Source organism: Pedobacter nanyangensis (assembly GCF_003313505.1).
GTDB lineage: Bacteria > Bacteroidota > Bacteroidia > Sphingobacteriales > Sphingobacteriaceae > Pedobacter > Pedobacter nanyangensis.
In genome coordinates this window covers 17,560-37,505 of sequence record NZ_QMHO01000018.1, presented here as the reverse complement: position 1 = coordinate 37,505, position 19,946 = coordinate 17,560, and the positions used below count along the sequence as shown (strand labels likewise).

The 19,946-nt window shown below is 42.3% G+C and carries 12 protein-coding genes; 8 read left to right on the top strand and 4 right to left on the bottom strand.

Features of this window, described 5'->3' with window-relative positions:
- Positions 1–152 precede the first annotated feature (152 nt).
- The 8 genes from DUT71_RS19055 to DUT71_RS19020 all read left to right on the top strand — a co-directional run bounded on the left by DUT71_RS19055 (position 153) and on the right by DUT71_RS19020 (position 15,787).
- Complete coding sequence (locus tag DUT71_RS19055) at positions 153–5,636, top strand: T9SS type A sorting domain-containing protein (RefSeq protein WP_113664136.1); 5,484 nt, start codon at positions 153–155, stop codon at positions 5,634–5,636.
- A 110-nt stretch (positions 5,637–5,746) separates the two neighbouring features.
- On the top strand, positions 5,747–6,391 hold the full coding sequence (locus DUT71_RS19050) for a TetR/AcrR family transcriptional regulator (RefSeq protein WP_113664135.1): 645 nt from the start codon (positions 5,747–5,749) through the stop codon (positions 6,389–6,391).
- Between the two features lie 23 nt (positions 6,392–6,414).
- Positions 6,415–7,767, top strand: a complete 1,353-nt coding sequence (locus tag DUT71_RS19045; RefSeq protein WP_113664154.1) for a TolC family protein — start codon at positions 6,415–6,417, stop codon at positions 7,765–7,767.
- 3 nt (positions 7,768–7,770) lie between these two features.
- Positions 7,771–8,820, top strand: coding sequence for an efflux RND transporter periplasmic adaptor subunit (locus DUT71_RS19040; protein ID WP_113664134.1), 1,050 nt, complete (start codon positions 7,771–7,773; stop codon positions 8,818–8,820).
- 31 nt (positions 8,821–8,851) lie between these two features.
- Positions 8,852–11,917 carry an efflux RND transporter permease subunit gene (locus DUT71_RS19035; RefSeq protein ID WP_113664133.1) on the top strand — a complete coding sequence of 1,022 codons (3,066 nt, stop codon included), beginning with the start codon at positions 8,852–8,854 and terminating at the stop codon, positions 11,915–11,917.
- Between the two features lie 24 nt (positions 11,918–11,941).
- Positions 11,942–12,994 (top strand): tetraacyldisaccharide 4'-kinase, encoded by a 1,053-nt coding sequence (gene lpxK, locus DUT71_RS19030; protein ID WP_113664132.1) that lies wholly within the window; start codon positions 11,942–11,944, stop codon positions 12,992–12,994.
- Positions 12,966–13,781: a purine-nucleoside phosphorylase gene (locus DUT71_RS19025; protein ID WP_113664131.1), complete on the top strand. Its 816-nt coding sequence runs from the start codon at positions 12,966–12,968 to the stop codon at positions 13,779–13,781. Before lpxK ends, DUT71_RS19025 begins: the two co-directional genes overlap by 29 nt.
- Positions 13,781–15,787 (top strand): putative porin, encoded by a 2,007-nt coding sequence (locus tag DUT71_RS19020; protein WP_113664130.1) that lies wholly within the window; start codon positions 13,781–13,783, stop codon positions 15,785–15,787. Before DUT71_RS19025 ends, DUT71_RS19020 begins: the two co-directional genes overlap by 1 nt.
- Positions 15,788–16,316: 529 nt before the next feature.
- Here the strand turns inward: DUT71_RS19020 and DUT71_RS19015 are convergent.
- The 4 genes from DUT71_RS19015 to DUT71_RS19000 form a co-directional block, all read right to left on the bottom strand.
- A complete protein-coding gene (locus DUT71_RS19015; protein ID WP_113664153.1) occupies positions 16,317–16,739 on the bottom strand; it encodes a hypothetical protein in 423 nt (140 codons plus the stop codon).
- 19 nt (positions 16,740–16,758) lie between these two features.
- On the bottom strand, positions 16,759–17,112 hold the full coding sequence (locus DUT71_RS19010; RefSeq protein WP_113664129.1) for a DUF4180 domain-containing protein: 354 nt from the start codon (positions 17,110–17,112) through the stop codon (positions 16,759–16,761).
- Between the two features lie 102 nt (positions 17,113–17,214).
- Positions 17,215–17,928, bottom strand: a complete 714-nt coding sequence (locus DUT71_RS19005) for a porin family protein (RefSeq protein WP_113664128.1) — start codon at positions 17,926–17,928, stop codon at positions 17,215–17,217.
- 240 nt (positions 17,929–18,168) lie between these two features.
- Positions 18,169–19,758: an ABC-F family ATP-binding cassette domain-containing protein gene (locus tag DUT71_RS19000; RefSeq protein WP_113664127.1), complete on the bottom strand. Its 1,590-nt coding sequence runs from the start codon at positions 19,756–19,758 to the stop codon at positions 18,169–18,171.
- Positions 19,759–19,946 lie beyond the last annotated feature (188 nt).

Below are 19,946 nucleotides of genomic sequence, written 5' to 3'. Positions count from 1 at the left end.
CAAAAATAATCTTCGTTTTTTTAACGCAGTTGCTGATTTATCGTTTAGAGAGAAAAGTTGTAACGTAAAACTTCTCTTTTTATTGTGATTATATTTACTTTAGTTTTTAAATAGCTCTCTCATAGATCAATAGTTCTTTAACCAGATAAATTATGAGAAAAACTCTACTCAGAGCACTGCCTATGCTTTTTGTTGGATTGCTAGTTGCCCTACAGGGCATGCGGGCACAAACAAACTACTACGTAGACCCTGTTGTAGGGAACGACGCTAATGCGGGCACGGTAATAGAAGCACCTAAGCGGAGTATTCAAGCGGCTGTGGATGCGGCTGCTGCGGGCGATATTGTTAATCTGGCTAATGGTACCTACTCTCCAGTGGGCGCAGTAGCTGGCTATTTCGTCAACATTAATAAATCTTTAACCATTCAGGGGGCGTCTACGGCAGGTACTATTATTAATGGTACGGTGGCCAACTACATAACCACCAGTAATTACGGACTTAGGGTTGCAGCAAGTGACGTGTTTATTTCTGACCTTACCGTAACTAATTTTGAGACGGGCATAGGTGTAGGAGTGGATGCCATTAATGTTTTTTTAGCGCATGTGTCGGCTAGCGAAAATTACCGATACGGTTTTTATACCAATAAAAGTGTTACCAACTTGATCATCAGGTTTTCAACGTTTAACAATAATGGAAATAAAAGCGGTACTCCGGTTCCAAGTAGTGCCAGAGGAATTATGTTTCAAAGCTCTACAGCAAATTTTGAGACTGTTGAAGTGAGTTATAATGATGTGTCTTTTAACCAGTTGGTAGGGATTGATTTTGCTGAGTCTGCATATACCAATGGTATTAAAGTAATGGAGAATACTGTAAGTTCAAATGGAGATTCGGGTATTGGGATGTGGTTGGGTAAAAATGATCTTTCTTCGGCTCCAACGTTCATTTCAAAAAATATGATCACGCTAGCCAATAATTCTAGGTTCGGAATTGAAGTCAAAAACGTGCTGGCATCGGGTGCTAATTCAGGAGGTGGTTCCGTGGTAATTAGCCAAAATACAATTACCCAAACAGGTGTCCCCACCGACACCAGGGATTTTGCCGCCATCGCTGTTCTAAGAAGAAAAGATATTTATGCAAGCATTAACGACCAGCCTTTTGGAGCGTATATTACAGGTAATATCATTTCAGATATTAAGGGGTCGGCGCTTGCCCAGGGCGATGGTTTTGGTATTGTGGCTGGGGGTACTGGACATTCCATTATTGGAAATACCATTACGGGGACAGAAGTAGCGATACAATTGCAGAAGGGCAATATTGGCTATAATAATATTGATGGTAGTAGCCCTAGCAACCCCGGAGACGCTAATACTTTGTATTTCGACAGAGATAACTCTGCTGATGCCTGTGCATATTTGAGTGGTAACAACTTGGTTGCCAATGGTACTGATTTTAGAATGGTGACCGATGCAAGTACCTCTACTGCGGCTGCGCCGACGCTGGTAGCCAGTAATACCACTACCGCAGTACGTTTCTGCTCTATCCAATCAGCCATAGATGCCCCTTCAACGTTGGCAGGCAATACGGTGAATGTTTTTCCGGGAACCAATACTTTAACCACGGGGATCAGTATTGCTAAAAGTATCTCGTTGGTAGGGAACAACGGAGATTTGGCAAATAAGCCCATGATTACAGGAGGCGATGTGGCCAATAAAGCGCTAATTTATGTGGCTGCGCCTAATGTCACCATTTCAAATTTGCACCTTCGTTTCCAGGAAAGCAGCTTTAATGGCGCAACTACCACTACTACTGCTGGTTATGGAATCAAATCTGGCCCAACAGGTAGTTTTAATAATTTAACCATTACCGATAATTTGATAGAAGGCACCAATACAAATTATGTATTTAATAGTGCGGCAATTTTTTTGGGGGTTTTAAATACCAATGGGAACGACAAGGTGACCATCTTAAGGAATACCGTTGGGCATACGGTTTCTAATAATGCCTTAGGTAGGGCGGTGCGGGCTTCGAATATCAATGGAAATATAGATGATAATAATTTCAAGGCCCATTATGCTACAATACAGGCGGGAGATATGAGCGGCGGGGCGCTGATAGTAAACAACAATACCTTGCAGGGCAAACTGGCCATGAACGGGTATGTGAGTCCCGGCAATAAAATCACCAACAATACCATTACCTCTGGTGGAAACGATGATGCGAACGGACAAACCGGTGCCGATAGACAACCTGCCCTCATTGAAGTGATCTCTACAACAAGCCCCGGGGCTACGGTAGAGGTGTCGGGAAATACGCTGAATGACTTTAAGCTGTTAGGTTTAGCAATATTCTACTCGAGCAATGTGAGTGTAATTAACAATACTTTTAATCCGCTTTCTGGAAGTTCAAATACGGTAGGATTGTATTTCGATACCAAAACCACAAATTCAGGTACGCCAGGGGCGAAATCATTTTCGAATCTAATTGTAAAGCAAAATACCTTTAATACGCCTACACCTTTGGGGACCGGTCACGTAGGTATTAAATTTGCCAATTCGTACAGCGATATGGCTTTGGCGCCATTAACAGGTGCTGTTGTTGGAGGCCCGGGAACGGCGGCTAACATCTTTTCGGACAACCTTACCGAGTATATAAGACTAGATGATAGGCCGGCAAGCTCCACAGCCGCCGATCCAATTTGGTCATCTACTTATTATAATTCTGCAGCTGTTACCAATATTTTGCCGTTCTCTTCCAATATCATTGCCGAAATGAATGTGTATGGCACTTACGACACCAGGACAGATAGGGCTATGGCTTCGTTTTTGGCCATAAAATCGAAAATTCACGATAAGGATGATGTAGTGGGCTTAGGCGAAGTGATTTTGAATCTTCCGGTAAGAAACGTGAATACTACCGAAGGTTTTGTTACCATACAAGAAGCTATTGACCACCCGAACACGCTAAACGGACACGTAATCAATGTTGAGCAAAGAACTTATACCTTAACCTCGGCAATTGTGGTCAATAAACAGCTGACATTGAGAGGCAACAATTTAATCCTGTCGGATAAGCCCATCATCAATGGTAGTACGGGGCCCATAATTACCGTGGGAGATAGAAAAAATGCACTTATTGAAATTGATGCGCCAAATGTGAAAATTCAGAACTTCGAATTCCAGATCAATCAGGAGCCAACCTATATTGGTATTGCCTCTACTACTACAGATAACTTTAATAACCTGGAGATTTCGGATAACATATTTAAAGGCACAAAAGCACAAACGGTGGATGGTTACGCCTGGTACAGCCACGCCATGCGATTGGGAAGAACAATTGTTGGCAGCGTATCCAATAACGCTGTAAATGTAGTGCGTAACACAATTACCTATTCAAATTTATTGGCTCCGGAGCTATTTGGGAGAGGTGTTTATGCTTTTAACACCCACGGGCTAATTGGTGGGTCATCAGCAAATAAAAACAATATTACCGCTGTTTACGCCCTGCAGGGTGGTAGCATTGGTGATGGTGCGGGTAACGATTTCGAGTTTTCATACAATGATATTCCCGTTGGTTTGGTTTCGGTGGTTGGTGCCAAGGTTGGCAATCATAAGCTAAACAGTAACAATATCGGCTATGGTATTCCAAGCTTATCTCAGGCAGGGCTAATGGTGCGTATGTTGGAGGTTAAGGGAAGCAGGACGGCAAACGCAAACATCGAAGTGGCAAATAATACCATCACTAACTATGCAAATATTGGGGTGTTTGTACAAAGGTCAAACAATGTAACGATCAAGAACAATACCTTAACGCCATTTGCGGGCGCAACAGCTTTCAGTTCCATTGTATTTTCAAGCAAGGAGGGAACTACCGGAGCGCAAAGCCCGGTAACTTCGGATAACCTGTCGATAATGAGCAATACTTTTAATGGCACTGGCGGTATTGGGATAAGTTTCCTTAACCATAACGGCTCTGCTTCCGTAAAACCCGTTTCGAATGTAAGAATTGGCGGCGCAGAAGTGGATAAAAATATTTTTGCGGGCAGTTTGGGGACATACATCTTTTTAGATGGAACAGCATCAGGGACATCGACCGCCCTTGGAGCTCTTTACGATGTGGCGCAAGATGGGACTAATACCACTAATATCTTGCCGTTTAACGGCGATATAGACGCATCGCATAATATGTTCGGAGGCATTAACAGTGGTACAGAAACAGATTTTGATAACCTGGTAGGTGTTAAAGCCAAAATTGTGGATGGTGTAGATGACGGTTTGACAGGGTATGTAAACATTCAGCCGCAAAAAGCTTTCATTGGAACTTTGGCTACCTTGGACAATGCTTTAAAAACAGTGCCTGATGGATTTACCGTAGTGCTAAAAAATGACCCGGCCATATATGCCACTTTAGGCAATAGAACGCTGGCCAATGCACATACTTTTGCCATCGACAATAACGCCACCAGTGAAATTGTTTTTGGAGATGTAACCTTGGCAGCATTGGCCAAAACCATCACTTTTAACCAGCCGGTAAAGGCTGCGGGAAATTTTGTGGTAACAGAAGGCAAGATCAATGCGGCGGCTGGGTTAACCCTTGATGCGGCTAAAACCATTAATTTTAACCTGAGTAAGCCTCAAAATTTTGTTAACGGAAAAATAAAATTGCTTAACGTGGCCAATGGTACCACTACCCATTTGATGATTGGGAAAGGTGCGGTTTCTTCGGCGGCTTCGCTCATCGGTGTAATAGGTGCAACTTCGGATTTTGAACTGGAATATTTTCCAGTTTCTTACGCCAATGTAACCAGTTTCGATCCATTGGTGTTAGGCATGGTTCATAATAAAGAATACTGGACCATCCATAGGCTTAACGGCAATGCACAGGCCAAGGTGGGCTTAACCACTTACGATTTTACTAATTCGGGCTTTTCAAGTTTTGCTACCCTGGATGCGGTAGTGGCGAGATTTGATATCGGGGGCAATGCCTGGGTAAGCGCAGGTAACGACAGTTTTTCTGTAGCAGGGAGCGTGGGAACCCTCGGTTCTGGTTTAACTAGCGATTTCGGTGTGTTTACTTTTGCTAAAACACCTGGAGTTTTACCAGTTACTTTGGTTGATTTTACGGCAAGAGCGGCCAGTAACGGTGCTTTGATAAGATGGACGACGAGCGCAGAGCAGCACAACTTGAGATTTGAGATAGAAAAAAGCCTGGATGGAAAAGCCTTTCAGGTGATAGGTGGCCTTGCAGGCAAGGAAAATGCTACCTCCATATCCAACTATGAACTGGTTGACGCTAGCTTTAGGCAATCTGCCTATTATAGGTTGGCGCAAGTTGATGCCGGTGGAACTCGGGTCACTTTTGAGAAGCTCACCCGATTTGTAAAAGGCTTGGATGACGGAATTGCTGTGCTTGCCTATCCTAATCCGGTCACTACAAAGCTTTTTGTGAACTTGGGCGTTTCGGCCAAGGAGCACGTTAAATTGTTGTTGACTGATATGACTGGTAAGGCTTTAAAGTCGAAAGATGCGGATGGCTCTCAGGTTATGGAGCTTGATGTGGCCGAGGTAGGGCCAGGTTCTTATATCCTGCAAGTCATTAAAGGAAGCGGAAATGTATCCAAAAAAATTGTGAAACTCTAATCCAAAATTAACAGTAACCGTAAAAAGGGGGGGGCTAAGCTTCCCCTTTTTTTGTATAAAATGATTAGATATTTTAAAATATTAACACTGTTAATTATATTTGCTTCGTCATGAGTGAAACCAATACAAAAAACAAGCGTCTCAAGCACAAGGAAAACCTTAGGAAAAAAATTTTGGAAGTGGCTAAAGAGCTGTTTCTGAAACATGGCTACGACTCCATTTCCATCCGGAAAATTGCTGACAAGATAGGGATAAGCCCAACCACCATTTATCTTTACTATAAGGATAAAAGCGACGTGATTTATGCCTTGCATCAAGAGGGGTTTAAGATGTTGGCTACGCAGTTCGCTATGCTTAGAAATGTGGATGAGCCCTTTGAAAGGTTGAAGGCAATGGGGCGAAGCTATATTGAATTTGCACTGGAAAACCGTGATTTTTATGAGCTTATGTTCATTATGCGAGAGCCCATAGCATTTGTGAATAAGAATTATGCTTGTGAGTGGGAAGAAGGTGGGGCTGCTTTTGAAGCGCTGCTGGTTACCGTGGCCGACTGCAAATCCAGGGGTTATTTTAAACAGGCAGATCTGCACGCCATGTCGCTGTATATTTGGGCAACTATTCATGGAATTTGCTCCCTGAAATTGCAGGGACATTTGGATCATGTGGTGAGTGCCCATTTTCCTGAAAAGGAGCATCAGCTCAATTTGGAAAAGGCTTTCGATACCTTGGTATTAATTTTAAGAAGTATTCAATAATGATGTTAACACCGTTAATTAAAATGAAAAATGTTTGTTTGATGCTGGTGCTGCTACTTGGTGTTTTCTCTGTAAATGCACAGCAAGTGCTCCAAGGCTATATCGACACTGCTTTTAAGAATAATATCGTGTTACAGCAAAAGAATGTGTCGTTGGAGAAAGCGCAATATGCGCTAAAAGCAGCCAAAGGGTTGTTTCTTCCCTCGACGGCTTTTCAGGCAGGGTATCAAACTGCTGATGGAGGACGAAACATTCCGTTACCCTTGGGCAACTTGCTCAATCCGATATATAGCACATTGAACCAAATTACAGGGGCCAATAACTTTCCGATGTTGGAAAACCAAACCATTAACTTCCTTCCCAAAAATTTTCACGATGCTAAAATCCGTACTACGGTACCCATTATCAATACGGATATTATCAATAACAAGCGTATTACCGAACAACAGCTGGCCTTAAAGGAGTTTGAGGTGCAGATTTATAAACGCGATTTGGTAAAAGAGGTGAAGACCGCTTATTATAACTATTTAAGCGCACTTGCTGCGGTTGATATTTACCAATCGGGATTGCAGTTGGCCAACGAAGGCCTTAGGGTAAATCAGAAGTTGCTGGAAAACGGAAAAGGACTACCAGCCTATGTGCTGCGTTCGCAAAGCGAAGTGGAAAATGTGAGGGCAACTTTGCTTGATGCTGAACAAAAAGTAAACAACGCCCGTCTGTACTTTAACTTTCTGTTGAACAGAAATGCCGATCATGCAATTGTGGTTGAAAAAGATGATCAAGGTAATTTGGCCAAAGTGGAAAGCCTATTGCTTAATCTGGATATTTCTGGGCAAAGGGAAGAGCTAAAGGCGCTAAACCAAGTGGTAGGGATCAATCAAACAGTGCGCAAAATGAACAGCCAGTTTGCCGTGCCCAAGTTAGGCGCATTTTTAGATTTGGGAACGCAATCAGAAGGATTTAAGTTCAATTCCAATACCCGATATTATATGTTGGGGCTACAATTGGAAATTCCAATTTTTTCTGGCAACAGAAATAACAACCGAATTAAAGAAAGCCATTTAGATTTAAAAAATGCGCAGCTCAACGCCAATCTGGTGGCCCAACAATTAAGCTTGTCAGCAAAAACGGCACAAAACAATTTGCGCTCCGCCTATCAAACCTACCAATCTTCCCAAAAGCAATTTGAAGCAGCCTCTACCTATTTGCGCTTAATAGAGAGAGGATATTTAGCGGGAGCCAATTCCTTTGTAGAAACCATCGACGCCCGAAACCAATACACTTCGGCACAAATACTCGTGAACATTAACTTATACAAGGTGCTTACGGCCATGGCCAATATCGAACGTGAAGCGGCATCTTATATCCTTAACTAAATTATGAAAGCACATATTACACCACTCAGCTTAAGTCTCGCCCTGCTCATGTTGCTGGCCTGTAAAGGAACCGACAAAAGAGAGCGCGCAATTGTACAGCAAGATACTATTCCTGTGAAAATAATTTCGCTTTTGGCCGAAAATGCGGAAGGGGAAATTGCTACGTCTGGCTATTTCACCACCAATGACGAAACCCTGTTGTCCTTTAAAAATGGCGGTGTAATTAACCGCATTTATGTAAAAGAAGGCGACAAGGTAAGCCGAGGCCAGGTATTGGCTACGGTAAACCCTACCGAAATTAGTTCACAAGCCCAGCAAGTGCAACTTTCCTACCAAAAAGCATTACGTGATTATGAACGTGCAGATAAGCTTTACAAAGATAGCGTAGCTACTTTAGAGCAATTGCAAAATGCCAAAACCATGCTCGATGTTGCTAAAAAACAGCTGCAGTCGGCCAAGTTTAACGAAAGCTATACGGCAATTACCGCAACGGCTAACGGCTACGTGCTTAAAAAATTAGCCAACGAAGGCCAGATTGTTGGGCCAGGTACGCCGGTGTTGCAAATCAATGGCGCTAACGAAGGTAACTGGGTGTTGAAGGTTGGCTTGAGCGACCAACAATGGTCGGCCTTAAAAGTGGGCGATAGGGCTGTAATTACGGCTGATGCGCTGGCCGGGAAAAAATTACAAGCCAAAGTAAGCAGAAAATCAGAGAGCATTGACCCACAAAGTGGAACTTTTGGTTTGGAGTTATCTTTAACTGAACAGGTAAAAGGTTTGGCTGCGGGGATGTTTGGTAAGGCCAATATCTATCCTTCAAAAAAACAAAGTGCCTATACCATTCCTTATGATGCTTTGTTGGACGGCGGTGAAAACGAAGGCTATGTATTTATAACCAACGATAACCAAGTGGCCAAAAAAGTGAAGGTACAGTTGGGCAACGTGCAAAAAGATAAGATTGCCATCACAGGGGGGCTGGAAGAGGCCAGTTCGGTCATTGTTTCGGGCAGCGCCTATCTTACCGATGGCTCCAAAATAAAGGTGGTTAAATAATTTTTTACGCTTTAAAATAAACTGGAAGCAAATGAAAATCTCAGATTATGCAGTAAAAAATTATCAGTTCACCTTAATTATGGTGTTAATGGTAATGGCCTTGGGAATCACTACCGTTTTTAACATGCCAAGGGCCGAGGACCCTGATATGAACCCGCCAAACTTTCCGGTAGTGGTGGTATATCCGGGCGCAAGCCCTAAGGATATGGAAGAGCTGGTGGTGAAACCATTGGAAAAACGTATTTACGGATTGGATGATATCAAAACCATTAAAACCAATATCAGGGATGGTTTGGCCGTTATTATTGTAGAATATAAATATGGCGGTAATGTTGACGACAAGTACCAGGAGCTGGTAAGGGAAGTGAATAGTGAAAGGCCCAGCCTGCCACAGGAAATTTACAGCATGGAGGTGCAAAAAATAACGCCATCAGATGTAAATATCCTGCAAATTGCATTGGTTTCGGAAAATGCTTCTCGAGACAAGCTCAAAAGCGCCGCTGAAGATTTACAGGACCGCCTCGAAAAAATACCGTCTCTTAAAAATGTGGAGATTATGGGCCTGCCCGACCAATTGGTAAAAGTGGACTTGGATTTGGAAAAGCTGGCGCTGTTGCGCATACCAGTTACCCAGGTGGCCAATGCCATACAAAGCGAAGTAGCCAATATCCCTGGCGGAAGCATTGATGCCGGCAATAAATCCTTCAATATTAAAACCAGTGGCAATTATCAAAGTTTAGACGAAATTAAGCATACCATTGTAGCAAGTGCCGCGGGAAAGAACACCACTTTAAAAGAAGTGGCCAAAGTTTATTTCGACTATTCGCAAGAAAAACACATTACACGTTTAAATGGTTTCCGAAGTGTGTTTGTAGTGGCGGCTCAAAAGGCTGGCAGCAATATCACCAAAACCCAAGAAGCTTATTTGCCGGTGTTGGAGTCCTTTAAAAAGACCTTGCCTGGCAATATCGATCAGCAGGTGATGTTTGATCAGGCCAACAACGTAAACACCCGGTTGGGCGGTTTGGGCTTCGATTTCCTGATCGCTATTTGTTTGGTGCTCATTACGCTATTGCCGCTAGGTACCCGTGCTTCGTTAGTGGTAATGGTATCCATTCCACTATCCTTGGCCATTGGAATTATATTGATTAACCTGCTTGGTTTTAGTCTCAACCAATTGAGTATTGTAGGCTTGGTGGTTTCTTTGGGGCTATTGGTTGATGACAGTATTGTAGTGGTAGAAAATATAGAACGATGGATGCGGGATGGCCACAACCGGCTTACGGCAACCCTAATGGCCACCAAGCAAATTGGATTGGCGGTATTGGGTTGTACCGCAACCTTGGTAATTGCCTTTATGCCCTTAATGTTCATGCCCGAAGCTTCGGGAGAATTTATCAGAAGCTTGCCCGTGGCCGTAATATGTTCGGTAATTGCCTCTATGGTGGTGGCCTTAACGGTAGTGCCGTTCCTTTCAAGTAAACTTTTAAAGCCACATGCAGATGTGCATGGGAATATCTTTTTGCGTACCCTGCAGAAAATTATCCATGGCTCTTATGCCAAATTGTTGGACAAAGCTTTGCATAGGCCTTATTTAACCATCTTGATTGGGGTGGGTATTTTTTTGGGGGCATTGGCTTTAATTCCTGTGATTGGTTTTAGTTTGTTCCCTTCATCGGAAAAGCCACAATTTATCATCACGGTATCTACGCCTTTGCAATCGAACTTAAAATACACCGATTCGGTTGCCAAACAAATTGAAAAGGAAATCAAGGATATCCCAGAAGTAAAATACTTTGCCTCTAACGTAGGTAAGGGCAACCCAAGGATTTACTACAATTTGCTGCAAACCAACGAGCGTAGCGATTTTGCAGAGATTTTTGTGCTACTTCATCCCGATGTGAGGGCCGATAAAAAGGTAGCGCTTATTGAAAAGCTCAGGGCTAAATGGTCGCCGTATTTAGGAGCCAAGGTAGAAGTGAAAGATTTTGAGCAGGGCCAGCCGATTATTTCGCCGGTAGAAGTACGGGTGTTTGGTGAAAATCTAGATACCTTGCGCCTGTTGGCTGGAAGAGTGGAAAACTTGTTGCTTAAAACCGAAGGAACCATCTATACCAACAATCCACTGAAGAACTTAAAATCCGACATCAAGGTAGATATCAATAAAGAAAAGGCCTTGGCGTTAGGTGTGCCTATGGTGAATATTGACCGTACCGTAAGGATGGCCATTGCAGGTTTCGAAGTGGGCAAATACTTAAATCCAAAATCAAGCGGCGACGATTATAGCATTTTGCTTACCACTAAATATTCATCCGATCCAAGCTTGGGCGTTTTTGATAACTTGTACGTCAATAATGTACAGGGGACATCAATTCCGTTGGCGCAATTGGCAAGTTTGAAACTGGAAACTTCGGCACTGAGCATTAACCATCAAAACAAGGTGCGTACCATTTCGGTGAATTCATTTGTTCAAAAAGGTTATTTAAACGATAAGGTCATTAAGGATGTAGAAGCCCAAATGAAAAAAATGAAACTGCCCGAGGGCTATCATTTCGAAATGGGCGGCGAGGTTGAAAGCCGTAACCAGTCCTTTGGTGGCTTTGGTAGCATTATTTTGGTTACGCTATTTATGTTTATTGCGGTACTGGTGCTGGAATTTAAAACCTTTAAAAGTACGCTCATTGTACTGTCGGTAATTCCGTTGGGAATAGTTGGTGCTGTACTGGCCTTGCTGGTTACCGGGAACTCGCTCTCGTTTGTAGCCACCATTGGGATTGTGGCACTGGCAGGCATTGAAGTTAAAAATACCATTTTACTGGTTGATTTTACCAATCAGTTGCGCGCAGAAGGCAAACCTTTGAACGATGCCATTGAAGAAGCAGGAGAGGTACGTTTCTTGCCTATCATCCTTACTTCACTAACGGCAATTGGAGGTTTGTTGCCCATAGCCATGTCCAGCAATCCGCTAATTTCGCCTTTAGCCATAGTCATGATTGGCGGGCTAATCAGTTCAACCCTGCTTTCTAGGATTGTAACGCCGGTAGTGTACAAGTTGATGCCGCCTAAAGTGAACGTAAACAGCAATAGCGATTTGTAAATTAATAGCTATTTTTGAAAACTGATGTTGAAACACCTGCGCCCATTATTATTGCCCTTTAATTTGGTATATGCCTTGGTGGTATATGTGCGCAATAAGTTTTATGATTGGGGTGTTTTTAAATCCACCAGTTTCAATTTGCCAATAATCTGTATAGGTAATTTGGCGGTGGGCGGTTCAGGCAAAACGCCCACTACCGAGTATTTGGTGCATTTGCTTAGCCACTACAAAATTGCTATTTTAAGTAGAGGCTACGGCCGTAAAACCTCGGGGTTTATTTTAGCAGGGCCAAACGCTACTGCTGAAACCATAGGCGACGAGCCTTTGCAGTATTATCACAAATTCAGCAATGTTACCGTTGCCGTTTGTGAAGATAGGGTAGCAGGCATTAACCGGCTAAAAGCTAACCACGACCTCATTTTGCTGGACGATGCCTTTCAGCACCGAAAGGTAAAAGCGGGGTTTAACGTGCTGCTCTTTGAATTTGCAAAGCTGCAAAAAATGCAATGGCTATTGCCTGCTGGCAATTTGCGGGAGCCATTTTCGGGTGTTAAAAGAGCGCAAGCAGTACTGGTGACCAAATCTCCCGCTGAAATCACATCAGCTACGAGAAAAAAAATGTTGGCCAAACTTCAATTACAGTCCAGTCAACAACTGGCTTTTTCGCACATCAACTACCAAAAGCTAAAGCATCTTTACACGGCAGAAGAAACGGTATTTGAAAAAGACCAACACCTGTTTTTATTAACTGGAATTGCCAATACAGCACCGCTAATGCAGTATTTGGCAGAAAAGCAATTGAACGTTCATCCGTTCGAATATCCTGACCATCATTGTTTTACGGAAAAGGAAATTGCACAGCTGGTAACGGCCTATCGGCAACATCAGGCAACAAAAAAAATAATCGTGACCACAGAAAAAGATGGACAACGCTTATTAACTAACAATTTAAGAGATTTACTGTTAAATTTGCCCGTATATTACCTGCCTATTGCCGTTGGAATTAACGCCGAAGACAAGATAGGTTTTGACCAAAAAATATTAGACTATGTTGCAAGCACTAAACGACTCCATTAAATACATCAAGAATAAAATAGGTGATTTTGAACCCGAAATAGGTATTGTTTTAGGCACGGGACTAGGCGGCCTGGTAAACGAAATTGAAGTGGCGCACAGTATCATGTATGCCAGTATTCCTAATTTCCCTATTTCTACACTGGAGTTTCATTCTGGGAAATTGATTTTTGGCACTCTGAAAGGTAAAAAGGTGGTGGCAATGCAGGGCCGTTTGCATTTTTACGAAGGCTATAGCATGCAGCAAATTACTTTCCCCATTAGGGCCATGAAACTGTTGGGCATTCAATACCTGTTTGTGTCCAATGCCGCAGGTTCCTTAAATCCCAAATTTAAAAAAGGCGATTTAATGATCATCAACGATCATATCAATTTACAGCCAGAGAGCCCCTTGAGAGGGATCAATAACAGTGATTTTGGACCACGCTTTCCCGATATGAGCCAGCCTTATCAAAAGGACCTCATCGCAAAAGCCGTAAAAATTGCCCAAGAAAAAAATATTACCTGCCATCAGGGCGTTTATGTTTCGGTAACCGGGCCAAATCTAGAAACCAAAGCCGAATACAAATATTTACGTATCATTGGTGGCGATGCCGTAGGAATGAGTACCGTGCCCGAAGTAATTGTAGCCAACCACATGAGCATTCCGGTTTTTGCTATTTCAGTACTAACAGATGAGGGTTTCCCCGAAGATCTGAAGCCTGTAAGTTTGGAAGAGATTGTGGAAACTGCAGCCAAAGCGGAACCAAAAATGACCGAAATTTTAAGCCAGCTTATTTGTAATCTGTAATGCAAAAAATATTTGTTGCTGTTTCTTTCTTCTTTTTGTTGGGTATTGCCAATGCTTTTGCGCAAGACCTCAAAACATCCATTGCGGGAAACAAAGAGCTCGACTCGCTTCGTAAAAAAGAAGAAAGTACACGCGACTCGGTAGTGTTCAACGCCAAGTATATCAGGTACACCACCCGTAAGCTTACCAAAGACAGTATACAAACCATTCCGTTAGATACCACCTTGACAGGTATACAATATTTTAGCCCTATTGCCCAACCCCGCAGGCCAACAGTGGGCACCGGATTGATAGGTTTGGCCGCCACTTCGTTGTTGTTTGAACCGGCAAGAACCATTGGCTTTGAAACGGGTTTCCATTCATTGGATTATTATAAGTTTACCCACGATGATATTAAATTTTATCGGGCCCGTACTCCTTTTACCAGTCTTTCCTACATCAGTGCCGGCGACAATGTGCAACTGCTAAAAATTATCCACTCCCAAAACATTAAGCCCAATTGGAATTTTGGGGCCAATTTTAACCGTATTGGTGCAAATGGTTTTTATCAGCACCAGCGTGGCGACGACCTTAATGGGGCGCTTTTTACGTGGTACCACACCAAAAACAAAAGATACAACATTTGGGTTGATGCCGTTTTCAATACCCTTAAGGCCGAAGAAAATGGCTCTATCTTAAAAGACAGCATTATTTTTGCTCCCGGAGCAAATAACTTGGCCACCAAAGAAGCAGAGCCGGTAAGGTTTGGAAATGCACGTCAGCTGTATCGGGACAATTCTGTCATGATTAGGCAAAGTTATTTTGTGGGCCGCATTGATAGTACCCAAAACAGCAGTACCAAAAATATATTGCCTACCAATAAAATTACCCATACACTTGCCTATACCAATAGCTCTTATAGTTTTAAAAAGGATGAGGAAGATACCTTTGGTTTACTGCCCGCACCGCGAAATCTCAGTAAGTTCACCAACGATACCACTAACGTAAAACATTTGCAAAATGAATTTATCTACAGTTTTTTTTTAAGAGCCAAAGGAAATTCGGCCATTAAAAATGAACTGAAAATAGATGCGGGGATCAGGTATGATATGTACACCTTTAAGCAGCAAGTGTTGCAACAAGACAAAACCTTGTTCTATGCCCGCGATTTTAATGCGCAAAACACCACCATTTTAGGGGCATTAGGCTATCGTTTCAGTAATAAAATAGACATCAATTTAGATGTACAGCAAATTTTACAAGGCTTTAACGCCGGCGATTACTTGTATGAAGCCAAAAGTAACCTTGCGCTCAGCAATAAAGCGGGCAAACTGGTAATGAGCGCCTATACCCAAAACAAATCTCCGGAAGAAATCTACAATCGTTATTTTGGAAACCATTATGATTGGAACCAGCGTGCCAACCTTTCCCGCACCAAAACCACCAATTTTACTTTTTCCTACCTTAACGATTTCCTGAAACTTGATGCCAGTGCGGCCTACTATCTCATTAGTAATTACTTGTACTTTGGACAATCACCAACCGATGCCAAGTCGATTATTCCCATGCAAAACAGCAGCGAAATTAGCCTCCTGCAAATTAAGGTAGGAAAGCAATTGGATGCGGGAAGTTTTCACGCAACTGCTTACGGTGTTTACCAAAAAACCGACCAACAACGGATTTTGCGTACGCCAGAAATTTACTTGTTTGCCAGTATATATAAAGACCAAACTTTTTTTAAGGTGCTAAAAACACAAATTGGTTTCGATGTATTTTACAATGATACTTACCTGGCCAAATCGTACAGCATTGCTGCCAGTCAGTTTTACAACGGAAGAGACATCACCTTTAGCTCAAAACCTGTAGTGGATGCTTGGATAAAGCTGGGGCTACGTAGGGCAAATCTTTTCGCAAAATATCAGTATGCCAACCAGGGTTTATTTAACAATGGTACTTATACGGTCAATCGTTATCCAATGCCTGATCGCTTGTTGCTTTTGGGACTAACTTGGAACTTTTACGATTAAAAAACTGTAGAACATTTCCAAAAGCAGTGCCCAAAGGGAAAAGCCAAAATGTTGTTCTAGCAAATCAGGCAAGGGGCGCAAGGCTGAAGGGGGTGGCATAAATCCCTAGTATTGAAACCTGCAAAAGATTTCATCTGTTTCAAATGGGAACTTTCTTTGTGGCGGGAGATAGGTAAACGCAAAGAAAAAAGCGTTGCGCAAAGTACACAAAGGGATGGAAAGGCTATATTTTTAAAAAGCATACGTTAACCAAATTGGTATTTAGCCAAGATATTTAATGCGGTATGGAACGATGGATTGAGGCCATTGTTTTTCCGGAAGTGCTACGGGTATTTGTTGGCTAAACCTTATTGAAGCGGCAGCTCCAAGGCGAGTTTACGAGCTTTGGACTATAGCGGAAAGAAGGGCTTTCGGGAGATAGATGTAGCGCAGATGGTTTTCAAAAAAAAAGCATTATTCAAGTACATGAAACTTATTTTTAAGACGATTGGAATCAGGTTTGGGAGCGTTGCCTCTGGTATCACATGTACTATGGGTTTTCATGGTTATTACTGCTTGCAATTTTGCCGGCAAAATAGGCTACCGGTAAGTAGGCGCCAGCCAAATCAACAATGGTAAACCAAATTGGCGAAGGAAGAATAGTTACCATATAAATGCCACCTGCTAAAAAAAACAAGCCAATAAACATGGCCAGTAACATTTTATGGCTGGCTATTCGGGCGCAAACATAGGCGCCAACAAAGGTTCCGATGGCGTGCGCCAAAAATGGGAAAATGAAGTGTTTAGGCTCAAATAGGTGTATGGTGGCTTTTAGTGCTTCGGGAGTGCTGTTATCGGCACCAGCCGGCAGCGGAATAATATTATTGCTTGCCATGAGTACGGCCATGTTTGCAATACTGCCCAACACAAGGCCGGCAATTACCGCTAGGATATTTTTTAAAACTGGATTCATCAGGTTTGAGTATTTGGTTTTATGGTTTTGAAAGCACATCAATGGCTTCCGAAGTTGAATTTACGAAATTGATTTGGCCATGTTGGTTACTTTCTGAAATAAAATTGCCCATGCTTTTGCTGGGGTACTTACTAAAATCGCCCACAATGGCTAAGCTCATGCGATAATTGGAGAATTTCTGTAAAATTTCACCTGCAATTTTAGTGCTTAAATCGAAAAACAAAGGGGTAATATTTTTTTCGTACACAATAACTTTATCAAAACCTTGATAGTAGATGTTGCCAATTAAATCTACGCCATCCTGTACATTGTTGATAACCAGTTCATCGGCCCGTATTTCTGCAATGCTGTCATTTATATTAATGATTTCCATAGTTCAAATATAGGGTTGAGAGAGCGGCTAACGCAAAGTGTTGTAAAAAAAATAGTGCATCCTTTTATAGAAGGATGCACCATCATCTCATATTTAAACGAATTAGAAAGAATAGCCAACGCTAAATCCCCAAACCCTGTTGGTTGCTTTGCTGTCGCCGCTTCTGTTGTCTTTTGGAACCAAGTTGCTTAAACCTAGGCCATAGTTGGCACCTAGGGTAAAGCCGCTGTTTAAACGATATCCCAGCCCAAAGTTGGCTCCAAAATCAGTGCTTGATAAATCGTCATCTGTTTTACTGCCAAAGTTCAGGTTATTGGTTTCGTTGGTTGTAGTAGTGGTTCCGCCAGGTGTGGTGATTGAAGTATTAGTTTTGGTTTTACCATCGATATTAAAGCCTATATACGGCCCGGCACTAATCTGGAACGCTCCGGATGTACCTGTTGGGATGCGAAGCACCGCATTCACTGGCACCTCAATAGCCATCACATCTGTTTTGATTTTGCCGGTAGTGGTTGTTCCTGCGGTGGTGCTGCTACCTTCAATTTTTGTACCCTTGTTCTGTAGGGAAATCCCAGGTTGGATAAAGAAATTATTGCCTACACCAAAATCTCCAAAAACGGTGAAATTATAACCTACATTTTGTTTGGTATTGTCGTTGAAGTTATTTGAGCCTTCAAAACCACTATACCTGATAGTGCTTAAGTTTACTCCAGCTTTAATTCCGATGCGGGCATCGCTGCCGCTCATGGTGGTTTGTGCAAAAGCTAAACTGGCAGAAAATAAGAGAGCGCTTCCTAACAATATCATCCTTTTCATCGCAATTCATTTTTATGGTTGAAACCATTTTCAACAATGGCAGAAGTCCAAAAGCTATGCCAATTGCTGTTTCGAAATGAGGAGGGATATACGTAAAATATCCCTCAAACATAGCTTTATGGGTGTTTTTAAGCGGCTTTTCAAAAAGCAGATAAAGGGTGCCAAGGTGTTTACAAAAACATACAAGTTGTGTAACATTTTGGATGAAATAGCTTTTTTAGCAGTGCCAAAAGCGTTGAATTATCCTAATCTAATTTCTCGCTGGATGTTGATCTGCTCCAAAAAACAGGCATCATGCGAAACCACCAATAAAGTGCCTTGGTACTCGTTAATGGCGGTGGTCAATATTTCTACGTTTTGGATATCGAGGTTGTTGGTGGGTTCATCTAAAACAATCAAATCTGGCGCATGGGTGCCCAAGGTTAAGCAACAAAGCATCAGCCGCATTCTTTCGCCACCACTTAAACTGCTACATGGTTTGTCCCAGTCTTCTTTACCAAACAGGAAACGAGTGAGCCTGGTTTTTACTTCATGCTCCTGTAAGGTACCTAAATTAAAGTGCTGTGCTTGCTCATAAACATTTAGCAAGGGGTTGATCAACGAATAATCCTGGTCAATATAGATTGCGTTGATTTCAGTACTTTGTAGCTTTCCGGTACTGGTTTTTGCATTTCCCAACAGCAAATGGATTAAGGTTGTTTTTCCCGAACCATTTGATCCTTTAATGGCTACTCGCTCCCCGCTGGCAATCCGAAAGTCAAGATTTTCTTTCCAAAGCATTTGTTGGGCATAGCGATAATTAATGCCATTAGCTTCAAACAGCACCTTGCCTTGGTGTAATTGGCTGGCATTAAAGCCAAACTTCATTTTGGCGGCATCAGGTAATTGGCCGCGTAAGGTGCTCAGTTCCTGTGCGGTCCCACTAACTTTTTCGGCATGTACCTCTTTCGTTTTGGAAGTGCTCTTTTCGGCATTGTTGCGCAAGGTGTTCATCATAATGCGGGCTACACCGGCCTTTTCCTGTTTCTTTTTTCCCTTGGCATCCTGCTTCTGCTGGCGCTCTAAGGCTTCCCTTTCTTTTTCTTTTGCCTTACGTAGCGCCTTTTCTTTAGTGTTGATGTCTTGTTCTAACGCATTTTTGGCGATTTGCTTTTGTGCAATATAAAAATCATAATTACCGCCATATACGCTAATGCCTTGCGGGCTCAGCTCGTAAATAGCATTTAAAAGGTTAAGCAGTTGCCTATCGTGGCTGGTTATCAGCAAGGTGCTTTTGGTACGTCGTATAAACTGATATAGCAGCTGCCTGCCGTTGGCATCTAAATGGTTGCTGGGTTCATCAAGTAAAATAAACTGTGGGTTATAAATATTGATTCCTGCTAAAAATACCTTGGTTTTTTGTCCACCGCTTAAGGAGGCCATGGGCTGTTGTAGGTCTATGTCCTGTAGCTCCCAGCTATCCAAGGCCTCCAAGCTGCGTTGTTCAATAGTCCAGTCGTTGTCCAGGGTTTCAAAATATTCGTTATTGGCATTGCCGTTTAAAATTTCCAGTAGGGCATTAAGTTTATGGTTTACGCCTAAGGCCTCGGCCACTGAACAATGGTTATACTGTCCAAAAATTTGGGGTATGTAATAAGGTTTGGCATTAAGCTGCAAATGTCCTGTGCTAGGAATTACTTCGCCAGTAATTATTTTGAACAGGGTCGATTTTCCTATGCCATTATTGCCAATTAAGGCTATTTTTTCATAAGGGTTTACCGTAAGATTTAAATTGCTAAACAGTAATTCCTTGTTGGGGTGTTTATAAGTGATTTGTTGTAAACTAAGCATGAAATTTCTTTCTTTAAAGATGAATGAATAGCAAGGCAGATGTACTTGCGGTCTTTAATGAAATAGAAAAGAAATTGAATTCTACATGCTCATGTTTTTTGATTTTAACGCCCCAAATATAGTAAAAACTACTCTAATTAGGAGAAATTTTTGCTCAAAACAGTTTTAGGGGGCAAAACCTAGTAGCC

Bases quoted from the DNA above. Each gene is read 5' to 3' on its own strand.
- DUT71_RS19025 (WP_113664131.1), top strand. From the start codon at position 12,966: ATGTTGCAAGCACTAAACGACTCCATTAAATACATCAAGAATAAAATA.
- DUT71_RS19045 (WP_113664154.1), top strand. From the start codon at position 6,415: ATGAAAAATGTTTGTTTGATGCTGGTGCTGCTACTTGGTGTTTTCTCT.
- DUT71_RS19035 (WP_113664133.1), top strand. From the start codon at position 8,852: ATGAAAATCTCAGATTATGCAGTAAAAAATTATCAGTTCACCTTAATT.
- DUT71_RS19050 (WP_113664135.1), top strand. From the start codon at position 5,747: ATGAGTGAAACCAATACAAAAAACAAGCGTCTCAAGCACAAGGAAAAC.
- DUT71_RS19000 (WP_113664127.1), bottom strand. From the start codon at position 19,758: ATGCTTAGTTTACAACAAATCACTTATAAACACCCCAACAAGGAATTA.
- DUT71_RS19040 (WP_113664134.1), top strand. From the start codon at position 7,771: ATGAAAGCACATATTACACCACTCAGCTTAAGTCTCGCCCTGCTCATG.
- lpxK (WP_113664132.1), top strand. From the start codon at position 11,942: ATGTTGAAACACCTGCGCCCATTATTATTGCCCTTTAATTTGGTATAT.
- DUT71_RS19015 (WP_113664153.1), bottom strand. From the start codon at position 16,739: ATGAATCCAGTTTTAAAAAATATCCTAGCGGTAATTGCCGGCCTTGTG.
- DUT71_RS19005 (WP_113664128.1), bottom strand. From the start codon at position 17,928: ATGAAAAGGATGATATTGTTAGGAAGCGCTCTCTTATTTTCTGCCAGT.
- DUT71_RS19055 (WP_113664136.1), top strand. From the start codon at position 153: ATGAGAAAAACTCTACTCAGAGCACTGCCTATGCTTTTTGTTGGATTG.
- DUT71_RS19010 (WP_113664129.1), bottom strand. From the start codon at position 17,112: ATGGAAATCATTAATATAAATGACAGCATTGCAGAAATACGGGCCGAT.
- DUT71_RS19020 (WP_113664130.1), top strand. From the start codon at position 13,781: ATGCAAAAAATATTTGTTGCTGTTTCTTTCTTCTTTTTGTTGGGTATT.